Here is a 20,951-nt window from a genome sequence, read left to right on the forward strand (position 1 = left end):
CCTTATTAGTCTAAACGAAATAAGAAAGCGATTTCAACTATTAACTAGCAAATTTTACTTATTATTGAGTATTTTTTCTTCTTTGTTATTTTATTCACAATAAAAAGATCATTCCAAAATAGCTTTAGAATGATCTTCCATACGAAATATTCAACTGCATTTTTATTGTCTAACCTTCTCTAAACCTTGTTCGAGCCATTTTACTAAATCATCATGCTCATGCTTTAATGCTTCATGAGATTTCTTCAATGATTGATAAGCTTCAGATAATTGATCAAAGCTCATCAGTGCTTGTTTTAGATGCGAACGCATCATTTGCTTTGGTCTTGTTTTAGCATCTTCTAATTCAGCTTCATATTGCGCTCTTAATGTTTTATTCCATCGAAACCCACAAGCTTGCTTTGTACGACCTAACTCTTCAGCCGCTTCTTCAAAACCCGCAAGTTGTGATCGACCTTCACGAACAGCCATTAATATAATTTCCACCAAACGTGTATCATCTACAGCTAACCATTGATCTTTTCTTTTTTTAACTTCTATCTCAATCACCTCGCATTTTTATTACTATATGCGAGTTTTTCAATTTTAGAAGTTATTTTGATTTTGATAGAAAACGATTTACAGCTTGGTGATGTGCTTCACTTTCCCACAATTTTGCGCAGGTGTGAACTTCCTCCATAACACGATCAAATAGCCCCATTTCTCGCCATTTGCGTAACTCCATTTCTTTATAAGCTTTATGAACCGAAGGGTGGACTTTACGCATATCCTCTATAAACGTCTCAAGAGCCGCTTCTTTCCCCCCTTCAAATACACGCATAGCCCAACCGATTTCATATAAAAGTTCAGCTGGATACGCTTTAGCGTCCACTAACATTTTCAAGGCACGATCATGGCGTAATCCACGTTCAAATAAATATGTTCCGCCACCCCAGCCAGAAGTAATTGCTAAAGTCCCTTGAATGAAACCACATTTTGCTTCAGTAGCTACTAATCGGAAATCACAAGCTGTCGCAATTTCACAACCTCCGCCAACTGCAGCGCCATTAACTAAGGCAATAGTCGGAACTGGTAATGTTGCCAGATCATAAAGAATTTTAGCCATTTTACTTAGCATTCCAAAAGCTTGCTTTTCAGTTGTTAATGAATGAAACTCTGCTAAATCCCCTCCGGAACAAAATGCACGCTCCCCTGCTCCAGTGACGACTAAAAAACGTACGGTATCATGATCATGTACATATGTAATTACTTCTTTAAACCCTTCCATTACTTCATCATTTATGGCATTACGTCGTTCTGGACGATCAATAGTAAATGTTAATACTCCATCTTGTTCTTGAAAATGATACGCCATTTAACTCTACTCCTTTTAGAATAATTAGAAAATAGAAATAATATCATCATACCTGTTTTAATCGGACGATGCAAAGTGACCCACAAGTCCATCTCAAATGTTCCATACCATTTAAAGATGGTTTGAACCTTTTTAGCATTTGTATTTCTATGACATTTCTATATTAAAGGAGATACTAAGTCCACCCCATAAACAAAAAAAGAATTTTAAGTAACCGGGTTCACTCCAAATCCTATTGACCTTACTCCAGTTAATTTTTGGAATATTTTTAAAAACAAAGGACTTTTCAGAAGTTTTTTACATGACTTAATAGATAAACTAAGTTCAAAAACTATACCGCGGCTATTAAAGTTAATATTAATCCAATAAGTTGTTATGATTTGGTTCCATTAATGTTTATGATTTGAGGCATAAAAGTTATGTAGATCAAGACGGTTTTAAGATTAAAAACAAATAAAAAAAGACCACTAGAGAGCCATGGTCTCTCTAGTAGTCTTTTCCAGAACAAATACTGAATTATTTGCTCACAACTTCTTTACCTTTGTATTGACCGCATGCTTTACATACGTGGTGAGCCAATTTACTTTCACCACAGTTTGGGCAAGCAACCATACCTGGTAGAGCTAGTTTAAAATGTGTGCGACGTTTACGTTTCGCAGTTTTAGAAGTTCTTCTAAATGGTACAGCCATCGATGGCACCTCCTTACAGATCGGTTATTCGTCTGTTTGATCAAAATACTTTGCTAAATCAGCAAGTCTTGGATCTACTTTTTTTGTGTCATTCTGTTTTTGATAGGCTAACTCGTCCTCCGTTGAAAAACTCCAATCAGAGTTATTCTTAGGTGTCGGAATTGTCGCATCTTCTTTATACACTTGCATTGGAATTTCTAATAAAATTAGTTCTTCTAACACAGGGTCAACATTTACTACTTCACCTTCTACAATGTGAAGGTTATCATAGTCTGTTTCATTAGCAGTTTCTGACCAACTGAATATTTCGTCGGACTCGATATCAAATGAAAACTCAACGTCTTCCCATGTTCGTGCACAAGGAAGTGTTAGCGTGCCTGTCAATTGAAAATGACAAGTGATTTGGGATGCACCAAATGTACAGTGCCCTTTTACATGAACAGGTGTAATCTGACGGATGTCCGGGTTACGTTTCATCACATCATCCAATTGAACTAATTCGTCAATCGGCATCCCGTTTTGGCGATATTTAGATAATTGTGGGATTGCCCATTTCATACGTTTATCACCTCAAGACAACAAAGTTGATTATATAATGCTAAATTATAGATGTCAAGATATTTTCTTGTCACTACTACAAACTCTCCGTATAATTACGGATATAGATTGTAAATGGGGTGAAGATTTGATAGCAACCGGTGTAATTGTAGAATACAATCCTTTTCATAACGGCCACCTCCATCATATCAGACAATCACGTAAAGAGACAAATGCAGATATTGTCATTGCCGTGATGAGTGGTCATTTTTTACAAAGAGGTGAACCTTCTTTTGTCGATAAATGGACGAGAACTAAGATGGCTCTTGCTTCAGGTGCAGATCTTGTTGTCGAATTACCTTATGCGTACGCAACCGCTCAAGCATCCGATTTTGCTAAAGGTGGTATAAGCATATTAGACGCTATGTGCTGTGACTATTTTTCATTTGGTAGTGAAGAAGGTAATATAACACCGTTTTTAAACAGTTATAGCCTGTTACAAGAGCATAACGATACTTTACAACAAATGATAAGGGATTCTATTCAAACAGGTATAAGCTATCCTCAAGCATTAAATACGGCATATAAACAGCTTATCCCAACAAATGAACTGTCATTCGTAGATTTATCAAAACCAAATAATATTTTAGGTTTTCATTATATTGAAGCAGCAATTAAAATTCAGTCAAATATAAAAGCTGTAACAATCCAACGTATTAAAGCTGGTTATCATGATGAGATTGAAGTAGATTCAACGATTGCTAGTGCTACCGGAATTAGAAAATCTGTTTTCGAAAAAGATTCGATAGATGGAATCGCCACCTACATGCCTCTGGCTTCTTTTAAAGGATTAGAAGCATGGCAGCATTCAAATATCACTTTCGGAAGTTGGGAGGCTTTCTGGCCACTCTTACGCTTTACAATCATTCGTCATACACCACAAGAATTAGCAAGTTTTGCAGAAGTGACGGAAGGTATTGAATATTTGCTACTACGTGCTGCAAAAGAAAGTGAATCTTTCGTGTCGTTTATGCAAAAGGTTAAATCAAAACGCTACACATGGACACGTATACAACGTATGTTAACACATATTTTTACCGGCTTTACGTGGGACCGTTTAAAATCCTTTAAGCAGCCCTCATATATTCGCTTGTTAGGGATGACTGCAAATGGTCAAAGATATTTGTCCTCAAAGAAAAAGGATTTTACATTACCTATTATTAGCCGTGCAGCGAGCTCTGACGACGCAATGTTAATGCAAGATATTCATGCTACCGATTTGTACATGCTTGCGCTTAGCGGACCTGCAAATACAAAAAGAATGGGCTTGGATTATAAAACCCCGCCCATTCGTGTATAAAAATTATTTTTGTTTTAAGTCTTTTAAATAATTTAATGCATCATCTACTGTTTTAACAGGCACGATTTTCATTTTCGTGTCTATTTTTTTTGCGGTTTCAACAGCTACTTCATAATTTGTTTTGATTCCTGGATTTAATTTTTTCACTTCATCCGTTATTGTATCGTCTGGCGCAAAGAAAATTTCGATACCGCCGTCATCAGCAGCAATTATTTTTTTATCAATACCACCAATTCGGCCAACTTCACCTGATTCTAACATTTCACCTGTACCTGCAACGTTATAACCTTTTGTTAGATCTCCTTCTGTTAATTGATCAATGATTTCTAATGTAAACATTAACCCTGCAGAAGGACCACCAATTTCATCCGCTTCGATTTTTACATTTGGATTAGTTGTAATTGATTTATTTTCTGTGAAAGTAATACCAATACCTACTTTCCCTTTTGTCCCAGGTATTTCTTTTAAAGTAACGGATTTTGTTTGCTCTTTTTCATCTCGAATGATAGTAAGTTTTACTTTTTCACCGGATTTTTTTCCAGCTAAGTAATCGATTAATTCTGTTTGACGAATAATTTTTTTTCCATCTATTCCAATCACTTCGTCACCAGGTTTTAAAATACCGTCACTAGCACCGTCTTCTAAAACATACACAACATAGACGCCGTTGTACTGTATCTCGTATTCTTTATTTGCCTTTTTGAAACCAACGTATTTGGCGTTAAATTGTGAATCCGTCATAAGTTTTAATTGACGTAAATTATATTCGTCCTCACTCTCATGTGGACTTCTTACTTGCGTTTCTGGAAGCAATTCTTTTCGACTACTTAACTTAGCACCAGCATAAGTAAAAGGCGTTGCTTTAGACATCGATACAGTCATAAGACTCATTGTTCCTTCGCTGTCTAATTTTGCATTTTCTACCTCTACAAATTGTGAAAGCTCATAAGCTCCACCTGGTTGCATAATATAATAAGGTAATGGATAGACAAAACCTAATACCGCAATTGCTGCAATGACTATAAAACCTATAAATTTCTTGATATTCAAGACATGCACCTCCAATTAACAAACTCTTAAGCTATGTATATGACGAAACATTAGAAGGTTTGTTCGATTTTTTCAAAAATAATTTTAGCATTTGTGAATTCGACTTACAAAAAGATAAGAATGGGTGGAGCTAATTCTCGTTTCTCGTATGAACATCATTATTTGTTGGGTACTTATTGCTTTATTACTCTTGCAACCAGGTATTGCTCATGAGGGGGCAGATGTGGGCATCAAATTATTTATGAACGCACTCTTCCCCTATTTATTGCCTTATTTAATACTGACTCAATGGTTACTACGCCTGACAAATCAAGGCAGTAGTAATCCTTCTAAGACAGCTCTTTACTTAAAAGCATATGGTATAAGTGCGTTAGGAGGATTTCCAACTGGTTCTGCTACAATTGCCTTTATGACAAAAGAACAGCAATTAACACTGCGAGAAAGTAAGTTTCTACTTGCTATTTGTCATGCCCCAAGTCCACTTTTTATGATTGGCTTTGTTGGTTATGAATTACTTGAAAATGCCTCAATTGGTTGGCGAATGTTACTGCTAATACATAGTGTAAATTTAGTGACACTTGGTATTTTCATATTATTTTCTAAACGCCCTGCTGAAACAACGTCCGTGAAAAAGGAAATAAAACGCGCTTCATTTCCTTTAATCGAAAGTATGAAAGGTAGTATTCCGACTGTACTTTTGGTTGGTACAACTGTCATATTTTTCACTACAATTAGCCATGTGATTGCAAAGACATTACTTCATTTCTTTCACGATTTACCTACAGTTTTGGCCGTTTCTTTATATGCAGTATTAGAAATGACTTCTAGCTTACATATTGCAACACAATCATTTGCAAGTTCGGCTTACTTGCCTTTATGGCTCATGACTATTTTAGCAATCCAAGGCTTGAGTATTCATTTGCAAGTTGCAGTTTTAGCAAAAGATGCTGATATCCCTCTTGTTCCATACTTTTTATTACGCTTGATTATGATACCTGTACTCCCTCTACTGTACTGGGTGATTTTCTTATGAAAATCACCGCAAAAAAGGCTGTTTTATGATGTACATCATAGAACAGCCTTACTTTTATTTCGAGTTGAACTTTTCTTTTAATGCAACTTCAACAATATCTGGTACTAGCCCATGGATATCTCCACCATATTGTGATACTTCTTTAACAATACTAGAACTTAAAAATGAGTATTGATTTTTTGTCATGATGAAAAATGTTTCAATTTGCTCGTCAAGGAAGCGGTTCATCGATGTAATCTGCATTTCATACTCAAAGTCTGAAACTGCACGTAAGCCACGTACTATGGCATCAGCATTACGTTTTTTTGCATAGTCGATTAATAAGCCAGAGGATGAATCCACTTTAACATTTGGCATGTCGCACGTTACTTGTGTAATTAAATCCATTCTTTCATCCACATTAAATAATGGTTTTTTCGAGGAATTATTCATCACAGCAACATAAACTTCATCAAAAATATCGGCGGCACGTTTAATAATGTCTAAATGTCCGTTCGTAATTGGATCAAAAGTCCCTGGTACAACAGCAATTTTATTCAATGGATTCTCCTTCTTCCTTCACCGAACGATAAAATGAAATAATAATACTACCATAACTCTCTTCACGTATTTTTTCGAAATGTAGGAAGTTGTCTGGTAAATCTGTATCGCGATCATGCTCACAAACAATCGTACCTGATCTTGAGATAACATTATTTGATACTATTTCTTCTACTAAATCATAATATGCTCGTTTTTTATAAGGTGGATCTAAAAAGATTAAGTCAACTTGTACACCCTTTTTTATAAGGGCTTTCATAGCTCTAACCGCATCGTTTCGAAAAAGCTCAGTATGTTCATCATAACGACATTTTTGTATGTTTTCTTTTAGATTTTGGAAGGCACGGCCATCTTTTTCAATGAAAATACCTTTATCCATTCCTCTACTAATGGCTTCAATACCCAGTCCACCACTACCTGCAAATAAGTCCAAAACGGTTCCACCGTCAAAAAACGGACCTAGTATATTGAATAATGATTCTTTAACTTTATCTGTTGTTGGTCTAGTGGTTGTGCCAGATACCGCTTTTAAAGGCATCCCTTTTCTGTCACCAGCAATCACTCTCATTGTTTCACCAAACCTTCTCTTACTTACATTTTTAATCGATTTTAATTCAAAATAGCAGATGGCGCAATATTAATTTTGTCATCCGACTTTTCTACATCGACTAAGAATAACCTAACAAGCCATGCTTCTTCCACATAATAATCGTCACCAAATTTTTCGAAAGGTTGCGAAATGATATTATAGCGCTTTTGATTATACACATAGAATGACTCAGTCATTGGGAATCTGAAATTTCGATTATCACTTTCTATATACAATCCATTTTTCCCCTTGTTTACTTCATAGCCAAGACCATTTAATACCGGAACCGCTTTATAAAAAATACGACCATCTTTGAAAATAACTTGCGCATCATCATCCTCATTATCTTTCAAATACACATGTCGCGAATCTTCAAATAACAACGGAGCAATCTCAGTGCGATCATTGTCATTCATTTCAAAAAATGACGTTTGTAAATCAAGTGTTTTTGACAACAATTTATCGAGCACTTTTGGTGAGATTACTTCACCTTTTTGAGCGATCAAACTATTTTTCCATGCTATTGATTGTTCGTTTGTCATGTACTTATTTACAATCTGAGTGATTTCATGCGCCTTATCAGAGCCAATTTCTTTCCCAGATATAAAGGACGCAACTGCGATTGGTAACCAATTGTTATTACTTACAAAGTCATATTGTTGTCCAATCTGAGACATGACGATTTTCTCTTCAATAGACCCAACATTAAATACGGGTGTAAATAAAATTCGTGTTGATGAGTTTTTCTTTGAACTTTGCATAATCGCTACATGATTAAAGCCTTCCAAAGAAAAGTCTTTTAAATCTGTTTTTAAATCTTTCGATATCGCCTTGTCACTATACAAAGTGACTTGCTCATTTTCAAAGACAGTTTTCAACTTTTGTTTTTGCCAATATAAATCAGTCACTGCTCCGTAACCGCTATACATTGAATAATCTACTAGATCAAGTGTTTTTTGACCTACTAATTGTAGACCGGTAAACCATTGGCCACCCGATTTTGTCTCATCAGAAATGTGAACCTGTGTATGTACTGGATTCCCATTTTGAAGAGTTAAAAAAATATTACGTAAAATTTCACCTGAAGTAAGCCCTTTTTTAGATATTGGAATTTCATAAGAGATGGATTGTTTCTCTTCATCTCCTACTTTTAGCTGAGTAAGTTGCTCATTTAAACGTTCGCAACTTTTTACATCGTCTAAGAGACATGCCTTTTTCTTACTCTTAGTTGGCCAAATAAGCTTCACATTATCTTGAGGGAGGTCGGTAAAGTGATGATTCACTAGCAACTTTCCTTTACGATAAATCACTTCTATTTCTTGGTCATAGTTAAATACCCTATCCTCCTCAGACAATTGATCCGAAAAGACATGGTACTGAAAAGTTAACATTATGCCGTTTAAAAATAATAAAATTGAAAATAAGCTGGCAGCAAATTTCATGTGCTAATCCTCCTGCATCATGATACTATGTGTTAGGAAAGGATGTGTACGAACAATGATTCAACAATTTATTGAACTCGGCAAAGGTTTTGGTGACGTTTTTGAACTATGCGAACTTGCAGAAACAAATCAGCATCGCTATCGTAATGCCTTCATACTTGTATCTGAACATAACGGCAAAAGTGTAGCTTCTCTTGCAGTAGCTTTTAATCCAGTTGGTGAAAGTAAATTTACACCACTTTATATTTGTAGAGAAGGTATTTCGCATTCACAAACAAAGCCTTCTAAACGAGTTCAACTATTCGAAAATAAAATAACTGAAATCGGCAGACAAGCAATTACGTTAAACGTAAAACACTCATCTGAATTTGCAGAAAGTACTCTCTATTACCAATATCTTATTGGTATTATGCGTCTCAATCATTATATCCCATCCATGTACTAACTGATACGTTTCATCAATTTCCATTCAGTTTGACAACAATATACTGGATGCTCTTTTTATCGACAAATATAACCAAAGTTTTATAAATCAGTTTTATAATCGTATTCTTTTGCCTTATCAGGTTTGGCATTTTCAAACTCAGTTGATACAAAAGGACGATATGAGGGCACTACATTTTTAACATACGGAAGTCGTATCATTTTGGCCATCGTCGCTTCAATTTCATCTTGATCACAATAAAGTACAACATATTTTAATTTTCTTGAAATATAATGTACATGTCCATATCTTCGCAAAGATTTTGCTTGTTTTAAATGATGGACATACACAATCAGGCCTTGTCGGTCTTTCATATGGATTCCCTCTTTTCTTACAAACAAGAATACCATAGCTTGGAATTCAACCGCAACCAAGTTTAGCTGACAGCGATATGGTTTATCCGTTATAATAAAATTAGAAGTCTGCATTTAGAGGAGGACTATAATGGGAAAGAAAACGAAAGTTGCAATCGCAATTGCAGCGGCAAGCGCAGCAGCATGGGCAGGTTCAAAAGCTCTTTCAAAACCTCAAAAACGAAGCGATAAAGATGCATTACAGTATGACCAACCTATTGTACTTGCACATCGTGGCGGCTCACATTTAGCACCAGAGCATACAATGTCGGCATTCCACAAAGCAGCAGATCTCGGCGTTCACGGCTTTGAAATCGATATTCGTTTAACAAAAGATGAAGAAATCGTTGTTTTCCATGATGAGTATGTAGATCGTACTTGTGACGGAACAGGTCGCGTAGCAGATTTAACTTTAGAAGAATTACAGTTATTAAACTTTGGCTATAATTTTGTTGATTTGGATGGTTACTTACCGTATCGCGAGGATAAACAATCAATTGTTACATTACGTTCATTGTTAGAAGAATTCCCTCAAATGCTCGTAAATATTGATATGAAAGATGCGCCAGATACATATGAGGGAGGACTAATGCCTTCAAAACTTTGGCGTTTAATCGAGGAGTTAGGTGTCGAAAACCGTGTTGTTGTAACAAGCTTCTTCGACGAACAAATAGACCGATTCAATCTTTATGCTCAAAATAAGGTTGCTTTAGGTGCTGGTCAAGGAGAAGTGAAAAAGGCTTATACTTCCTTTACTAGTCAATTCGGTCATCTATACCATCCAAAAGTCGATGTATTCCAAATCCCATCGAAATTTGGTGTTTTTGCTTTAGATAATGCTAGCTTTATACGTTTCTTAGAGAACTTGAATATTCCTGTACATTATTGGACTATCAATGACGTATCAACAATGGAACAGCTACTCTCAGTCGGCGCAAAAGGTATTGTCACTGATCGCCCTGATTTAGCAATTGAACTATTAAATGAATAACAGAGTTATATATAACAAAAGAGACTTATACGAATTTCGTATAAGTCTCTTTTCTTATGCTGAACAAGAACAACTACCGCCAGTTCCACAACCCGAACCACATGCGGAGCCAGAGTTTAAAAATGGGTTACTAACAGGTACTTTGACAGCCTCTGATACCGTTTTGCCGATTAACAAACTGATTTCATCTAGTAAATCTTGATAATCATTTTCTGCAACTTTCAGGGCTGCTATTTTATCGTTTAAATCGAGTTTACGTTTTTGCAAACGAATCGATTTCATAATTGTTTGGTAATCTGGATGATACTTCCCAAAACGTTGAACATCCTCGTATTGCTCTTTCATTCGTTGGAATGAAGCAATTTCTTCTACAAGTTCAACATCGGAATAAACACTGTTGTAGGCATGCTGCAACATTGCTTTTTCTTTGGAGGATCGTATCATTTTACTCAGAACATCTACTTCATCAAGGATTTGTGCCCACTCCGAAGTAATCATCATATTTCATTCCCCCATTCCATTAATATCATAACAGATTTACTGTTTTATTGTTAAGTAAGGGATTGAAAAAAGTTATTCGCTTAAATCTCCTTATTCTTTTTCGTATTTTTCTTCTAACCAAATCTTAACTCTCCCATGTATAACTGCACTATAAAAGATATCCAAAACAACTTATCCTCACTTATTAACTGTCGCAACTATTTATCAATAAGTCATGACTTATTGATAATAGTGGAAAAGCATACATACACTATAAAAAAGCAAAAATGATAGTTACCAATAAACTAAATTTACATATTTTTCTTAAACCAGTTTTCACTACTTCTTTACGAGCTAAGTTATCTACTTACGATGAATATGAAAAATAAGGTGGTCATTTTTATCGAAAAAGCTCTTCTTTTAATTATTTTGTTAAGACTATGTTCAGGGAGTATTGAGGTAACAGCAGCACTTTTTATGATTAAGTACAATGATTTAGAGAAAGCATTTTATATCAATACTCTGCTCGCATTAGTTGGTCCAACTGTTTTAATTGTTACTACTGGAATTGGTTTAGCAGGTTTAGCTGAAAAAGTGTCGATACTTAAAATGGTTTGTCTATTCTCAGGAATTTTCCTCATCCTTTTCAGTTTGAATTCCAAGTAAGTAAAAAAATCATGCATTTTCATATCAAAAATAAAAAGGAACGATTCAGTTAAGTTAGCTGATCGCTCCTTTTTATTTATGTGACGCTATTTTTTTGCCCGATTTTATCAATTTGAATGAACTTAAATACTAAAAACAAGATAATAAGCCCTATAACACCTGCTGAAATATAGCTCACATTTAGGTATTTCTCCATAACCAGTGACATAACAGGTGGCCCTGCTGCAACACCGATAAATCTAGCAGAGCTATAAAAAGAAGTGACGGTACCTCTCTCCTCTTTTCGAATATTTTCAGTAATGATAGCATCTAACACAGGTAATATTGCTCCGATTGCAACTCCTACAATACTGGTCACTACTAACAATAGGACCAACTTTTCTGCTGTATATCCTACAAATACAACACTAATAGAAAGAACAATTAAACAGATAATCATCAGCTTCTTAATGAGCTTCATATCCCCTTTTATCTTCCTTCCAGTAATAAAAGAAGCGATACAGAGCATCAGTAAAGGAATTGCTAACACGAATCCTTTTTTTACGCCTTTAATATCGTGTATTTTTTCAAGATTTTCAGATAAGAAAAATAACGCACCAAACAAAATAAGCATAACAAATGCCCCGTTTAGAAATACGGTGAATAACCACTTTCCTTCTTGCTTAAATGTGGTTTTAACATTAGTTAAAAATTCTTTTAGTTTTACTGGTTCATCTTTTTCTTTAGGTACTTTCACAAAGAAAAAAATTAAAACGATAGAGATTAAGCTAAAAGCAGATATAGAGAAGAATGGTAAAAACCATAAGAAAGCTGCTAACAATGAACCTAGAATTGGACTTAATACTTTTCCGAACGTATTTGACGTTTCAATGATCCCTAAACAAGAACTTGTTTTTTCATCATCATCTTTATATAAGTCACCTACTAGCGGTAATACTATCGGCATAGCACCTGACGCCCCTGCACCTTGTAAAATCCTCCCAATAATAATACCCATATACGGATTTTCCATTTTCCAAGAAGCTATACCAGCTATTAAGCCACCGATTAATGCTAAAATTAAACTCGGTAAGATGACCATTTTCCTCCCAAAACGATCTGATAAGTAGCCTGCAACTGGAATGAGAATAATTGCCGCTACTGAATAACTGGTGATAATCATACTTGATTGAAAAGAAGAAATACCTACATTCTTCTCCAAGATCGGTAACACTGGAATTAACATAGAATTTCCAAGTGTCATAACTAATGGAATTGAGGCCAAACTGATTAAACACCAGAGGCTGACATTGTCTTCACGATTATCCACATTCCCCATCCATACACCTCTATTAACTGTTAGATTAATTTCAATTATTAAAGGTATGGTTTCCTTGCTTATTCTTTTTATGCGTTAAGTTACACATTATGTACACTAAGGAAAACAGCGTTGTGAACATAGTGACAAATTAAAAAATTGAATGGTAAGCTTGAATACCAAAATAAATACCGAATCCAATCATCGATAGAGATGAAATAATAGAAACGATTTTCAAAAAAGAGGACGATAAAATTTTTCTTGAACCACCTGAAATAGTGGCCATTATTAAATCGACTAAAGAAATTCCTAGTAATATAAATACACTATAGAGAATTATTTCCATCCCTGATAATGTTCCCGCTCCTCCGACAAGGACCGATCCATATATACCTAACCAAAAAAGGATTGTTAATGGATTTAGCAATGCCATTAAAAAACCTGATAATAATGAATGTCTTAATCGAACTACTTTCCCAAATTTTGAATCCACCTCAATAGTATGTAATGTAAGAAGATTCTCAATCCCTGTGTACATAAGTACGAAAAAGCCGAATGACCAAAGTAGCGTTTTTATAAAAGGTATTTCTATAAAGTGTCCAATGCCAAAGTACACCATGACCATATATAAAATATCGGTGACGACTGCACCAAGCCCGAAAAACCAAGCATGGAAAAATCCATTTTTAATACCTGTATTTAATAAAGTTGCTTTTACAGGGCCAATTGGTGTAGCTAAAGATACCCCTAAAAAGAAGTAGGGAACTATGGAATTCATGAAATACCCCTCCGATATAATAGTGTCTTTGCATCATATTCAAGGAGCATTACTTGTACGACTATTTTAAAAAAAGAAAATTCTAAGAATACTTAAAACTAGGACTTATTATAATTATTAAAGGATTTTTTTCCTCACCATTAATAAATCATTTTCCAAATTACTTATTAGTCAATAGAAAAAACGAAGGATGTAAATATTCATCCTTCGTTTTGATAGAATCATTGTGATTTTCCTATAAATAATTTCAGGTCCCTCTAATTTAGGCAAATAATGTGAAATAAATTTATAAGAGAAACCGAATACGTCTGATTTCTAATGTTATTCAATTGAAAATTTGGGGTGTTCTATATAATAAGAACCTTACTAATATTTTATCAAGAAGTTTTTCTAAATATGAGTTGCAAACTACTTTACGATATTTTAACGAGTACCTCCATCAAAATAGTTGTACTTTCGTACTCGAATCTTCAATTAAAAAATAAATTGGAAAATATTTCATTTACAACTGGCTCATTTTTCGTCATTAAGTCTTGTTTTTAATAGTTTTATATATTCTTTAGCAATTTCATAATCTGAAAATGGGACGACTTCATTACCAATTATTTGAGTCGTTTCATGCCCCTTTCCCGCAATTAAAACAGTATCACCCGGAATAGCCTCAGCTATTGCACTTTCAATCGCTTGTTTTCGATTAATTTTAATTGCATATGGAGTCAGATCTATGCCCTGTGCAATTTGGGCAATAATCATATCTGCTTGTTCTCTACGAGGATTGTCACTTGTTAACCATATTTTATGAGCGTAGCTATCCGCCACTTTCCCCATCTCACGACGTTTTCCATGATCCCGATCTCCCCCACAACCAAAAACAACTATTAATTTCTTTTTCGATACTAATTTTAGAGATTGTAAAACAGCTACAAGAGCACTTGGTGTATGAGCGTAATCTATGACAATTCGTATACCGAGATCGTTTTCTACTTCTTGTTGTCTTCCTGAAGGCAATTTGAGATAAGGAATGCTTGGCGCAATGATTTGGAGAGGGTATCCAAGTTGCTGTACAGTTGCTACTGCCGCTAATACATTTTGTTGGTGGTGCTCTCCTACAAATGGCATCGTTAGTTCAACTGGATTTTCCAAATACTGCACAAGTAAAACTGTGGAAGTACCTTCAATCTCTTTATGAATAACACTAATATCCGCTGATCGATGTCGACCAAAAGTAAAGGATCTTACATGATGCTGTTTCATATTTAAACAAAATGGATCGTCAGCGTTAACGATTATTTTATTTGCTAAAGTGGCTAATTTTCTCTTGGCTAATTCATACTTCTCCTTACTGCCATGTTCATCATAATGGTCTCTACTCATATTTAAATATACTCCGTAGTTAAATGGGCAATGATCTAATCGATGTTGCGACAATCCTAAAGAAGATGCTTCTATAATAATATACTTCACGCCCAATTCTACGCATTGCGCAAAAATCGGGTACAAATAAGTTGGAGGTGGTGTGGTCATAGAGGAAGTATTCTGATTCTGACGCTCACCATTTATCCATAATCCTAATGTGCCAAGTACAGCTACTTTAGCTCCTAGCTTTTGTAATATTTGCCCAATGAAATGTGTTACAGTTGTCTTGCCATTTGTTCCGGTCACCCCAATGATAGTCAATAACTCAATTTTATCCCCTACAATAGCTTTACATGCATAGGATAAAAATGTAGAACAATCTGGTACCCAAACATGCGGCACTTCTAAATGTTCAATTGGCTGGTCTTGATCATATACAATGGCTACTGCTCCTTTTGCCACTGCTTCGGAAACAAAATTCCAACCATTATGCAGTTTTCCTTTCCTTGCAACGAAAATATTACCTGGCTGGATTTGTTCTGCAACATCAGTTATTCCACTTATTTCTTCACGTATCGAGCCGCCCTGTACTTCACAAGGCCAATCCTTGATAAGCTCTGCTAAGATCAACTGCTTTCCTCCTGCACGTTTTTAACATCATCGAATACATTATTACAATCCGCTATTCACTTGTATCGTATGAAGAGAGTGCACAAAATGACACGAAGAAAGATGGGAGTATTCACTATGATTATTCAAAAGTTTGGTGGAATCGCAATGCAATCCGAAGCTTCGCGTAAACATTGCATCCTTCATATACGTAAGGCTATTCATAAATTTGAAAAGGCAGTTATTGTTGTTTCAGCTATGGGCCGCGGTGGAGATGCATATGCCACTGATACCTTGTTAACCTTAACAAGCGCTTTTAAAAATGATTCTAAATCCAAAGACCTCGTTGCAGCATGTGGAGAAATGATTGCCGCAGCTGTCATTTCAGCTGAATTAGAACAAAGTGGTATCAATAATACATTGTTATATGGTCAAGGCATTGGCATTGAGACATCTGATAACTTCGGTGACGCAGAGATCCACGCTGTTCACACAACAGCTATAGAAAAAGCATTAAGTGAGACTTCTTGCGTCATCATCCCTGGTTTTCAAGGTACCACTGCTGAGGGAGATATTACTACGTTAGGACGTGGCGGTAGTGATTTAACCGCAGCGCTACTTGGGGCTGCCTTGAAGGCACAATTTATTGAATACTATAAAGACGTCCCTGGAGTTATGACTTACAATCCTAAAATTAATGCTAACGCAGAATTAATTGCGAAATTAACGTATCCGGAATTCCACGAGTTACTGAATGATAGCCATCCCATAGTGCAAAAAAAAGCAGCGGAGACGGCTGAAAAACACCATCTCACACTGCATATTCGAAATACTTTTTCTATGGACCAAGGAACACTAATCATACCTGCTATTCATCATGGCTCATCTGATATACTATCTATACTTTGAATAAACACCTGTGAAAAGTGTTTACCGAAAGCACCTGAGCCGAGCTGATTATAATCTTCATTTAATAATGTGTCTCGGTGTTTCTCTGAATTAAGTAATCCATTAATTGCTTCAGGAGCATCTAAGTAATCCTCCGCAATATTTTCTGCTGCCATATCAAAATTAACAACTGCATTTTTTAATCGCTCTTTTAAAGTATCCGGCTGAATGCCCTCTTTTGAAAAATTACCAAGCGCTAAACTTGCAGCATGACTTTGAGCAATACTGTTTAAATCAATTGCTGCGTTTAAAGCTTGTAAACCTTTTTGAGTACGATAAACGTTCGTCAAATCAAAAAGTTGTCGCTGATTCGCTAAATCTATTTCAACTTGTAAATACGATGAAGGTACGTTTGGTGTAATCATATCGCCGACATATGTCATATCATAAGGCTGCTGTTTCACAAGCGTTTCTCCGTCTATAAAGCGTACTGCCTGTAAGGTTCGATCTGTCGCATCAAAATACATTTGTGCATATAAACCATCATACATCGTTAAAATACGTGTCTTCATATCTTCTTCATCTAAAATAAAAGTGTAAATATTTTCATCGATTTGCACATTGACTTCCGCATCAATAATAGTAGATCGATATATATCATCTAAAGACTGACCTATCTTAAAAGGATTCGCTGCACCATTAACACCTGCAATATACACTTGTGTTACTTTACGTCCCTCCACACCAACCATTAAATAATCATCATAACCCTCATCGTATACCCACCATTCATAGCCGTAAGCAGAAGGTTCTACTCGGTTAGGCTTGCCTTTTAATTTTTCTAAAGCATTAGTAGACTTTCCTACTAATATAGATAAGCCATCTTTTGGTCTAGGTATTGCCTTATCATTCACATTTGGAACATCTTGATTAGGTATTACTTTCCCTTGTGAATTTGGAGCTGTTAATAGTTCATTTTCCTTTACGGACTGATTTGTATAGAAGAAAACAACTAATATAGCTGCTAATATAATTAATATTCGAAATAACGCTTTCACATGGCCTCTCCCCAATTTGTTTAGTTATTATATTATACCAATTGCCGTGATGTATTCACAATGTTGTCATTGCAACCGATGCACTTTTGCTCTATTATAAAATGGAACGTATATATGGTACGATGAGTCAAAGGAGGACGAAATTTATGTATTTCGAAAATACAGGACTTGAAAACACTTTAGCTGACATTACACTTCTTGATGATCTTATGCGCGAACATGGTTTAATCCGTGCTACAGGCTGGGACTATGAACGCGTAACTTGGGACAGACGCTTTGATGTACGTGAAGGTACATTCTACCTACGTGTATTCGGTTTCACAAAAGACGGTGACATCGGCGCTAATGATGCAATGATTACACTATTAAAACCAGCTCTTGGTAAACACTACTTCCCACACGGCGTAGAATATGGTGAAGGTGAAGCATTCCCTGCTCATCTAGTAAAATCTTGCCAAGAAATTTTGAAATCTCTTGAAAAACAAATTAAATCATTTGAAATTCATGCTTAATAGTTTAATTGAAGTGCTGGTATCTTTCAGCACTTTTTTTTATTGGATAAAAATTAGAAATTTATCCATACTATGAGCGTAAATTTAAAAGATAGGTGATTTAATTGGCTAAATCCAATTTTTTTAGTACATTAAAAAAAGTCTTACTAACCATTATTGTTCTATTACTATTATACATTTTGATTCCAGCATCTATACCAATTTTACTATCTCTTGTGACTGCCCTGTTGCTTGAGCCACTTATACAACTTCTACAACGAAAATGGATTAATTCTAGACGATTTTCAGTCATCGTTTTATTCTCTCTCTTTTTAATCCTATTATCAAGTATCCTGTATTTCGCCATCACAAATGCTATCACTCAAGTCTCTCATTTATCAAAAATAGCTCCTGAACTTTTCGATCAATTAACCGCTTCTTGGATGAACCTTCAAAACCGATTAGCAAAGATTACTCACGATCTACCTATTGAAGTAATTACTGAAATTCAACTTGGTATTGACAGAGTCATCGAAAGGCTTCAATCCTCATTTATCAATTTTTTTAACTACGATAGGTTAAAAATGATCGTATCTAAGCTACCGTTTTTTTTACTCAATTTACTTGTTTATATGTTTGCTCTCTTTTTATTTATGTCTGAAATGCCGAAACTCAAAAAAAAGTTTAATTCATATATCTCTCAAAATAAGGCAGAAAAGTGGAAAGTACTTTTTCAAAAACTCCATATTGTATTATTTGGTTATATTAAAGCTGAATTAATCGTTAGCTTATCTGTTTTAGTTGTTACTTTTTGCGCTTTGCTATTCATTGTTCCTAAATACGCCATTATAATGGCTTTAATCATTTGGTTTGTCGATTTATTACCTATTTTAGGTGCCATTGTTATATTAGCTCCTTGGGCCATTTACGCTATGTTAACCGATCAAATGGCAATGGGTATCAAATTGGCACTATTAGCGATTGTCATTATAATTCTTCGCCAAATCTTAGAGACGAAGGTTATGAGTGCTCAAATCGGATTACCTCCACTTGCTACATTAATCAGTATGTATATTGGCCTGCAATTATTTGGGTTTTTAGGTTTTTTTATAGGTCCATTAATTGTCATGGTATTTATAACAGCGAAGGAAGCTGGATTACTAAGTAAATTTATTAAATAAAAAAGCTGCTCCCAAAAATAATAAGGGAACAGCTTTTTAGCTTTAATTACTTAAAATAGCTTTAATAACTGAAGTTGTTTCTCCACCTTTGTATAATACATAAAGTAATGTATATACTGCTACGCCTGTAATGGCTGTGAAGAACCAAATTACACTTGTAATTGGTCCAATTTTACGATGACGTACAAGGTTATTTTGGAATCCTGCTAATAATGTTACGATACCGAAAACGGCACCTGTAGTTGCCAAGCAGATATGGAACACAAGGAAAATCGTATAATAGATTTTCAAATTATCTGGTCCACCAAATGCTGTATTACCAATAAATACAGTACGTGATACGTAAATGATAAAGAATAATAATGCTGATATTGCAGCTGCTATCATTGTTTTTTTATGCGCTTCAATTTTTCTTTGCTTAATTAGTGCCCAACCAATTGCTACTAAGATAGCACTTAATGCAATAAAGGTTGTACTAATTGTAGGTAAAATAGGTAAATTCATGCGTTTTTCTCCTAACAATCTTTTTGTAATTAGTGATATTGATTAGCATTTAGTTGTTGTCTTTCCAATAAAGCTTTTTGCGTAATTTCTTCCGCGTTTTCTTGTTCATTACGATACCATCTAACAAATACTTTACCTAATACAGATGCAAAGATAATTTCCTGAATAATCTTCATGATAATCCCGCCTAGCTGTTGATCGTACATAGGGTCCATATTAGTAAATAATTCAGGTCCTGATAATGATAGTCCTGCTAATGTTGATACAGGTACACATAATTCCATTGCTTTCATCCACAATTCACCATCTGTATATGTAGCATAGAATGGAGATGAAGCAAAAATAATTAACGCACAAGCAGGTGTAATAAGAACCGCATTTCCGATAATATAGCCAACTTTGTGTAAATCCTTCATACGAGGTTGTCCCTCTACAGAATTAATAAGCGGCCAGTACATAAATAATGCTGATACGAACAGAAGTAATGTATACAACCCATGTAACGTTTCATTTAGTTTTATATAGTCCAAAATCATTGGAATATGATAAAAAGAGAATAATGCAACGAAAAATGCTAATGCAAACATAGGTTTAGTCATAAAATGAAATACAGGTTTGATATAAGGTAATTCAATGACATACTTCCATAACCAATTTGGAATCCCTTGAATCAAGAAAATCGGTATTAATAAAAGTAGTAAAGCCATTTGCACCATATGCATTGTAAACATAATATGAGCCATTAAATCGACTGGCGAACCCATAACAATATATAGCAATATCATACTGATTACGAAATTAATCGCCTCACGTTTCTTCAAAGGTTCACTATCTTTGAAGTCCGTTCTCCATTTAACAGTAATAAGAAAATATAGTACAGTTAAAAACAAAATGACGCCTATTAAATAAGGGCTCCACATTGCTTGAAATCCAAATATACTTAGAGGCATAGTATTTCGCTCCTTTAGTCTCAATACCTCCATTATAAGTCCCAACCCCACGAACTTCAATGAACGAATCATGACAATTTTTACTTTAATGCTTAAGGCGCTCGTTCAGACTCGACAAGCACTGGAACTTTCGAACCAAAGTCATCTTTTCAGAGTTTGACGTGAGAAAAAAACGATTCGAGACTTTAATACTTAAAGTTTAATCACTTCTTCAAACACTATCTAGCAAAAAAGCAAAAAACCGAGCCTGTAGTAGACTCGGTTTTTTTG

24 protein-coding genes are annotated in these 20,951 nt (G+C 35.1%); 8 read left to right on the forward strand and 16 right to left on the reverse strand.

What is annotated here, in order from left to right:
* Positions 1 to 162: 162 nt before the first annotated feature.
* The 4 genes from MHH98_RS17235 to MHH98_RS17250 form a co-directional block, all read right to left on the reverse strand.
* Positions 163 to 549, reverse strand: coding sequence for a transcriptional regulator (locus tag MHH98_RS17235; protein WP_235175720.1), 387 nt, complete (start codon positions 547 to 549; stop codon positions 163 to 165).
* A 43-nt stretch (positions 550 to 592) separates the two neighbouring features.
* Complete coding sequence (locus MHH98_RS17240; RefSeq protein ID WP_038183777.1) at positions 593 to 1,354, reverse strand: enoyl-CoA hydratase/isomerase family protein; 762 nt, start codon at positions 1,352 to 1,354, stop codon at positions 593 to 595.
* 516 nt (positions 1,355 to 1,870) lie between these two features.
* A complete protein-coding gene (gene rpmF, locus MHH98_RS17245) occupies positions 1,871 to 2,044 on the reverse strand; it encodes a 50S ribosomal protein L32 (protein WP_038183775.1) in 174 nt (57 codons plus the stop codon).
* Positions 2,045 to 2,068: 24 nt separating this feature from the next.
* Positions 2,069 to 2,602, reverse strand: coding sequence for a YceD family protein (locus tag MHH98_RS17250; protein WP_038183773.1), 534 nt, complete (start codon positions 2,600 to 2,602; stop codon positions 2,069 to 2,071).
* Positions 2,603 to 2,729: 127 nt separating this feature from the next.
* On the opposite strand from MHH98_RS17250, the gene MHH98_RS17255 reads away from it, so the two are divergent.
* Entirely contained in the window at positions 2,730 to 3,941 is a 1,212-nt protein-coding gene (locus MHH98_RS17255; RefSeq protein WP_076034035.1) for a nucleotidyltransferase, read from the forward strand.
* A 3-nt stretch (positions 3,942 to 3,944) separates the two neighbouring features.
* Here the strand turns inward: MHH98_RS17255 and MHH98_RS17260 are convergent, their stop codons facing one another.
* Entirely contained in the window at positions 3,945 to 5,000 is a 1,056-nt protein-coding gene (locus tag MHH98_RS17260) for a SepM family pheromone-processing serine protease (protein WP_327192123.1), read from the reverse strand.
* Between the two features lie 115 nt (positions 5,001 to 5,115).
* Between MHH98_RS17260 and MHH98_RS17265 the strand changes: the two genes are divergently transcribed.
* Positions 5,116 to 6,024: a hypothetical protein gene (locus MHH98_RS17265; RefSeq protein ID WP_143691499.1), complete on the forward strand. Its 909-nt coding sequence runs from the start codon at positions 5,116 to 5,118 to the stop codon at positions 6,022 to 6,024.
* A gap of 54 nt (positions 6,025 to 6,078) precedes the next feature.
* On the opposite strand, the gene coaD is transcribed toward MHH98_RS17265, so the two are convergent.
* The 3 genes from coaD to MHH98_RS17280 are packed head-to-tail and all read right to left on the reverse strand — an operon-like array spanning position 6,079 to position 8,595.
* Positions 6,079 to 6,564, reverse strand: coding sequence for a pantetheine-phosphate adenylyltransferase (gene coaD / locus MHH98_RS17270; RefSeq protein WP_038183761.1), 486 nt, complete (start codon positions 6,562 to 6,564; stop codon positions 6,079 to 6,081).
* Positions 6,557 to 7,132 carry a 16S rRNA (guanine(966)-N(2))-methyltransferase RsmD gene (gene rsmD / locus MHH98_RS17275; protein ID WP_076034036.1) on the reverse strand — a complete coding sequence of 192 codons (576 nt, stop codon included), beginning with the start codon at positions 7,130 to 7,132 and terminating at the stop codon, positions 6,557 to 6,559. Before rsmD ends, coaD begins: the two co-directional genes overlap by 8 nt.
* Positions 7,133 to 7,173: 41 nt before the next feature.
* Positions 7,174 to 8,595, reverse strand: a complete 1,422-nt coding sequence (locus MHH98_RS17280; protein WP_076034037.1) for a hypothetical protein — start codon at positions 8,593 to 8,595, stop codon at positions 7,174 to 7,176.
* Between the two features lie 55 nt (positions 8,596 to 8,650).
* On the opposite strand from MHH98_RS17280, the gene MHH98_RS17285 reads away from it, so the two are divergent.
* The gene (locus MHH98_RS17285) at positions 8,651 to 9,040 is read left to right on the forward strand and encodes a DUF7147 family protein (protein WP_038183750.1); all 390 of its coding nucleotides are present in this window, start codon (positions 8,651 to 8,653) and stop codon (positions 9,038 to 9,040) included.
* An 80-nt stretch (positions 9,041 to 9,120) separates the two neighbouring features.
* Here MHH98_RS17285 and MHH98_RS17290 read toward each other — a convergent pair whose 3' ends face one another.
* The gene (locus MHH98_RS17290; protein ID WP_038183747.1) at positions 9,121 to 9,393 is read right to left on the reverse strand and encodes a YlbG family protein; all 273 of its coding nucleotides are present in this window, start codon (positions 9,391 to 9,393) and stop codon (positions 9,121 to 9,123) included.
* Between the two features lie 130 nt (positions 9,394 to 9,523).
* Between MHH98_RS17290 and MHH98_RS17295 the strand changes: the two genes are divergently transcribed.
* Positions 9,524 to 10,423 (forward strand): glycerophosphodiester phosphodiesterase, encoded by a 900-nt coding sequence (locus tag MHH98_RS17295; RefSeq protein ID WP_038183744.1) that lies wholly within the window; start codon positions 9,524 to 9,526, stop codon positions 10,421 to 10,423.
* A gap of 54 nt (positions 10,424 to 10,477) precedes the next feature.
* Here MHH98_RS17295 and MHH98_RS17300 read toward each other — a convergent pair whose 3' ends face one another.
* Entirely contained in the window at positions 10,478 to 10,924 is a 447-nt protein-coding gene (locus MHH98_RS17300; RefSeq protein ID WP_076034038.1) for a YlbF family regulator, read from the reverse strand.
* Between the two features lie 357 nt (positions 10,925 to 11,281).
* On the opposite strand from MHH98_RS17300, the gene MHH98_RS17305 reads away from it, so the two are divergent.
* Complete coding sequence (locus tag MHH98_RS17305; protein ID WP_179078241.1) at positions 11,282 to 11,569, forward strand: YqhV family protein; 288 nt, start codon at positions 11,282 to 11,284, stop codon at positions 11,567 to 11,569.
* A 76-nt stretch (positions 11,570 to 11,645) separates the two neighbouring features.
* On the opposite strand, the gene MHH98_RS17310 is transcribed toward MHH98_RS17305, so the two are convergent.
* The 3 genes from MHH98_RS17310 to MHH98_RS17320 form a co-directional block, all read right to left on the reverse strand.
* Positions 11,646 to 12,887, reverse strand: a complete 1,242-nt coding sequence (locus MHH98_RS17310) for an MFS transporter (RefSeq protein WP_179078232.1) — start codon at positions 12,885 to 12,887, stop codon at positions 11,646 to 11,648.
* Between the two features lie 130 nt (positions 12,888 to 13,017).
* Positions 13,018 to 13,644, reverse strand: a complete 627-nt coding sequence (locus MHH98_RS17315; RefSeq protein WP_076034039.1) for a LysE family transporter — start codon at positions 13,642 to 13,644, stop codon at positions 13,018 to 13,020.
* Positions 13,645 to 14,157: 513 nt separating this feature from the next.
* Positions 14,158 to 15,630: a UDP-N-acetylmuramoyl-L-alanyl-D-glutamate--2,6-diaminopimelate ligase gene (locus MHH98_RS17320; protein ID WP_038183731.1), complete on the reverse strand. Its 1,473-nt coding sequence runs from the start codon at positions 15,628 to 15,630 to the stop codon at positions 14,158 to 14,160.
* A gap of 117 nt (positions 15,631 to 15,747) precedes the next feature.
* Here MHH98_RS17320 and MHH98_RS17325 point away from each other — a divergent pair, with 117 nt between their 5' ends.
* The gene (locus MHH98_RS17325; protein ID WP_038183727.1) at positions 15,748 to 16,518 is read left to right on the forward strand and encodes an amino acid kinase family protein; all 771 of its coding nucleotides are present in this window, start codon (positions 15,748 to 15,750) and stop codon (positions 16,516 to 16,518) included.
* Here the strand turns inward: MHH98_RS17325 and MHH98_RS17330 are convergent.
* Positions 16,485 to 17,555, reverse strand: coding sequence for a CAP domain-containing protein (locus MHH98_RS17330; protein ID WP_038183713.1), 1,071 nt, complete (start codon positions 17,553 to 17,555; stop codon positions 16,485 to 16,487). The two genes, MHH98_RS17325 and MHH98_RS17330, sit on opposite strands and share 34 nt — an antisense overlap.
* Positions 17,556 to 17,701: 146 nt before the next feature.
* On the opposite strand from MHH98_RS17330, the gene MHH98_RS17335 reads away from it, so the two are divergent.
* Both MHH98_RS17335 and ytvI read left to right on the forward strand, forming a co-directional pair.
* A complete protein-coding gene (locus MHH98_RS17335; protein ID WP_038183710.1) occupies positions 17,702 to 18,067 on the forward strand; it encodes a YugN family protein in 366 nt (121 codons plus the stop codon).
* A gap of 104 nt (positions 18,068 to 18,171) precedes the next feature.
* Positions 18,172 to 19,227 (forward strand): sporulation integral membrane protein YtvI, encoded by a 1,056-nt coding sequence (gene ytvI, locus MHH98_RS17340; RefSeq protein ID WP_038183708.1) that lies wholly within the window; start codon positions 18,172 to 18,174, stop codon positions 19,225 to 19,227.
* Positions 19,228 to 19,269: 42 nt separating this feature from the next.
* On the opposite strand, the gene MHH98_RS17345 is transcribed toward ytvI, so the two are convergent.
* Both MHH98_RS17345 and ctaG read right to left on the reverse strand, forming a co-directional pair.
* The gene (locus MHH98_RS17345) at positions 19,270 to 19,731 is read right to left on the reverse strand and encodes a DUF420 domain-containing protein (RefSeq protein WP_038183705.1); all 462 of its coding nucleotides are present in this window, start codon (positions 19,729 to 19,731) and stop codon (positions 19,270 to 19,272) included.
* A 29-nt stretch (positions 19,732 to 19,760) separates the two neighbouring features.
* Positions 19,761 to 20,681 (reverse strand): cytochrome c oxidase assembly factor CtaG, encoded by a 921-nt coding sequence (gene ctaG, locus MHH98_RS17350; RefSeq protein WP_038183703.1) that lies wholly within the window; start codon positions 20,679 to 20,681, stop codon positions 19,761 to 19,763.
* Positions 20,682 to 20,951: the final 270 nt, after the last annotated feature.

It is taken from the genome of Viridibacillus sp. FSL H8-0110 (assembly GCF_038003565.1).
GTDB classification, from domain to species: domain Bacteria; phylum Bacillota; class Bacilli; order Bacillales_A; family Planococcaceae; genus Viridibacillus; species Viridibacillus arenosi.

Bases quoted from the DNA above. Each gene is read 5' to 3' on its own strand.
- MHH98_RS17240 (WP_038183777.1), bottom strand. From the start codon at position 1,354: ATGGCGTATCATTTTCAAGAACAAGATGGAGTATTAACATTTACTATT.
- rpmF (WP_038183775.1), bottom strand. From the start codon at position 2,044: ATGGCTGTACCATTTAGAAGAACTTCTAAAACTGCGAAACGTAAACGT.
- MHH98_RS17250 (WP_038183773.1), bottom strand. From the start codon at position 2,602: ATGAAATGGGCAATCCCACAATTATCTAAATATCGCCAAAACGGGATG.
- rsmD (WP_076034036.1), bottom strand. From the start codon at position 7,132: ATGAGAGTGATTGCTGGTGACAGAAAAGGGATGCCTTTAAAAGCGGTA.
- MHH98_RS17280 (WP_076034037.1), bottom strand. From the start codon at position 8,595: ATGAAATTTGCTGCCAGCTTATTTTCAATTTTATTATTTTTAAACGGC.
- MHH98_RS17285 (WP_038183750.1), top strand. From the start codon at position 8,651: ATGATTCAACAATTTATTGAACTCGGCAAAGGTTTTGGTGACGTTTTT.
- MHH98_RS17290 (WP_038183747.1), bottom strand. From the start codon at position 9,393: ATGAAAGACCGACAAGGCCTGATTGTGTATGTCCATCATTTAAAACAA.
- MHH98_RS17295 (WP_038183744.1), top strand. From the start codon at position 9,524: ATGGGAAAGAAAACGAAAGTTGCAATCGCAATTGCAGCGGCAAGCGCA.
- MHH98_RS17300 (WP_076034038.1), bottom strand. From the start codon at position 10,924: ATGATGATTACTTCGGAGTGGGCACAAATCCTTGATGAAGTAGATGTT.
- MHH98_RS17305 (WP_179078241.1), top strand. From the start codon at position 11,282: ATGAAAAATAAGGTGGTCATTTTTATCGAAAAAGCTCTTCTTTTAATT.
- MHH98_RS17310 (WP_179078232.1), bottom strand. From the start codon at position 12,887: ATGGGGAATGTGGATAATCGTGAAGACAATGTCAGCCTCTGGTGTTTA.
- MHH98_RS17315 (WP_076034039.1), bottom strand. From the start codon at position 13,644: ATGAATTCCATAGTTCCCTACTTCTTTTTAGGGGTATCTTTAGCTACA.
- MHH98_RS17325 (WP_038183727.1), top strand. From the start codon at position 15,748: ATGATTATTCAAAAGTTTGGTGGAATCGCAATGCAATCCGAAGCTTCG.
- MHH98_RS17335 (WP_038183710.1), top strand. From the start codon at position 17,702: ATGTATTTCGAAAATACAGGACTTGAAAACACTTTAGCTGACATTACA.
- MHH98_RS17345 (WP_038183705.1), bottom strand. From the start codon at position 19,731: ATGAATTTACCTATTTTACCTACAATTAGTACAACCTTTATTGCATTA.
- ctaG (WP_038183703.1), bottom strand. From the start codon at position 20,681: ATGCCTCTAAGTATATTTGGATTTCAAGCAATGTGGAGCCCTTATTTA.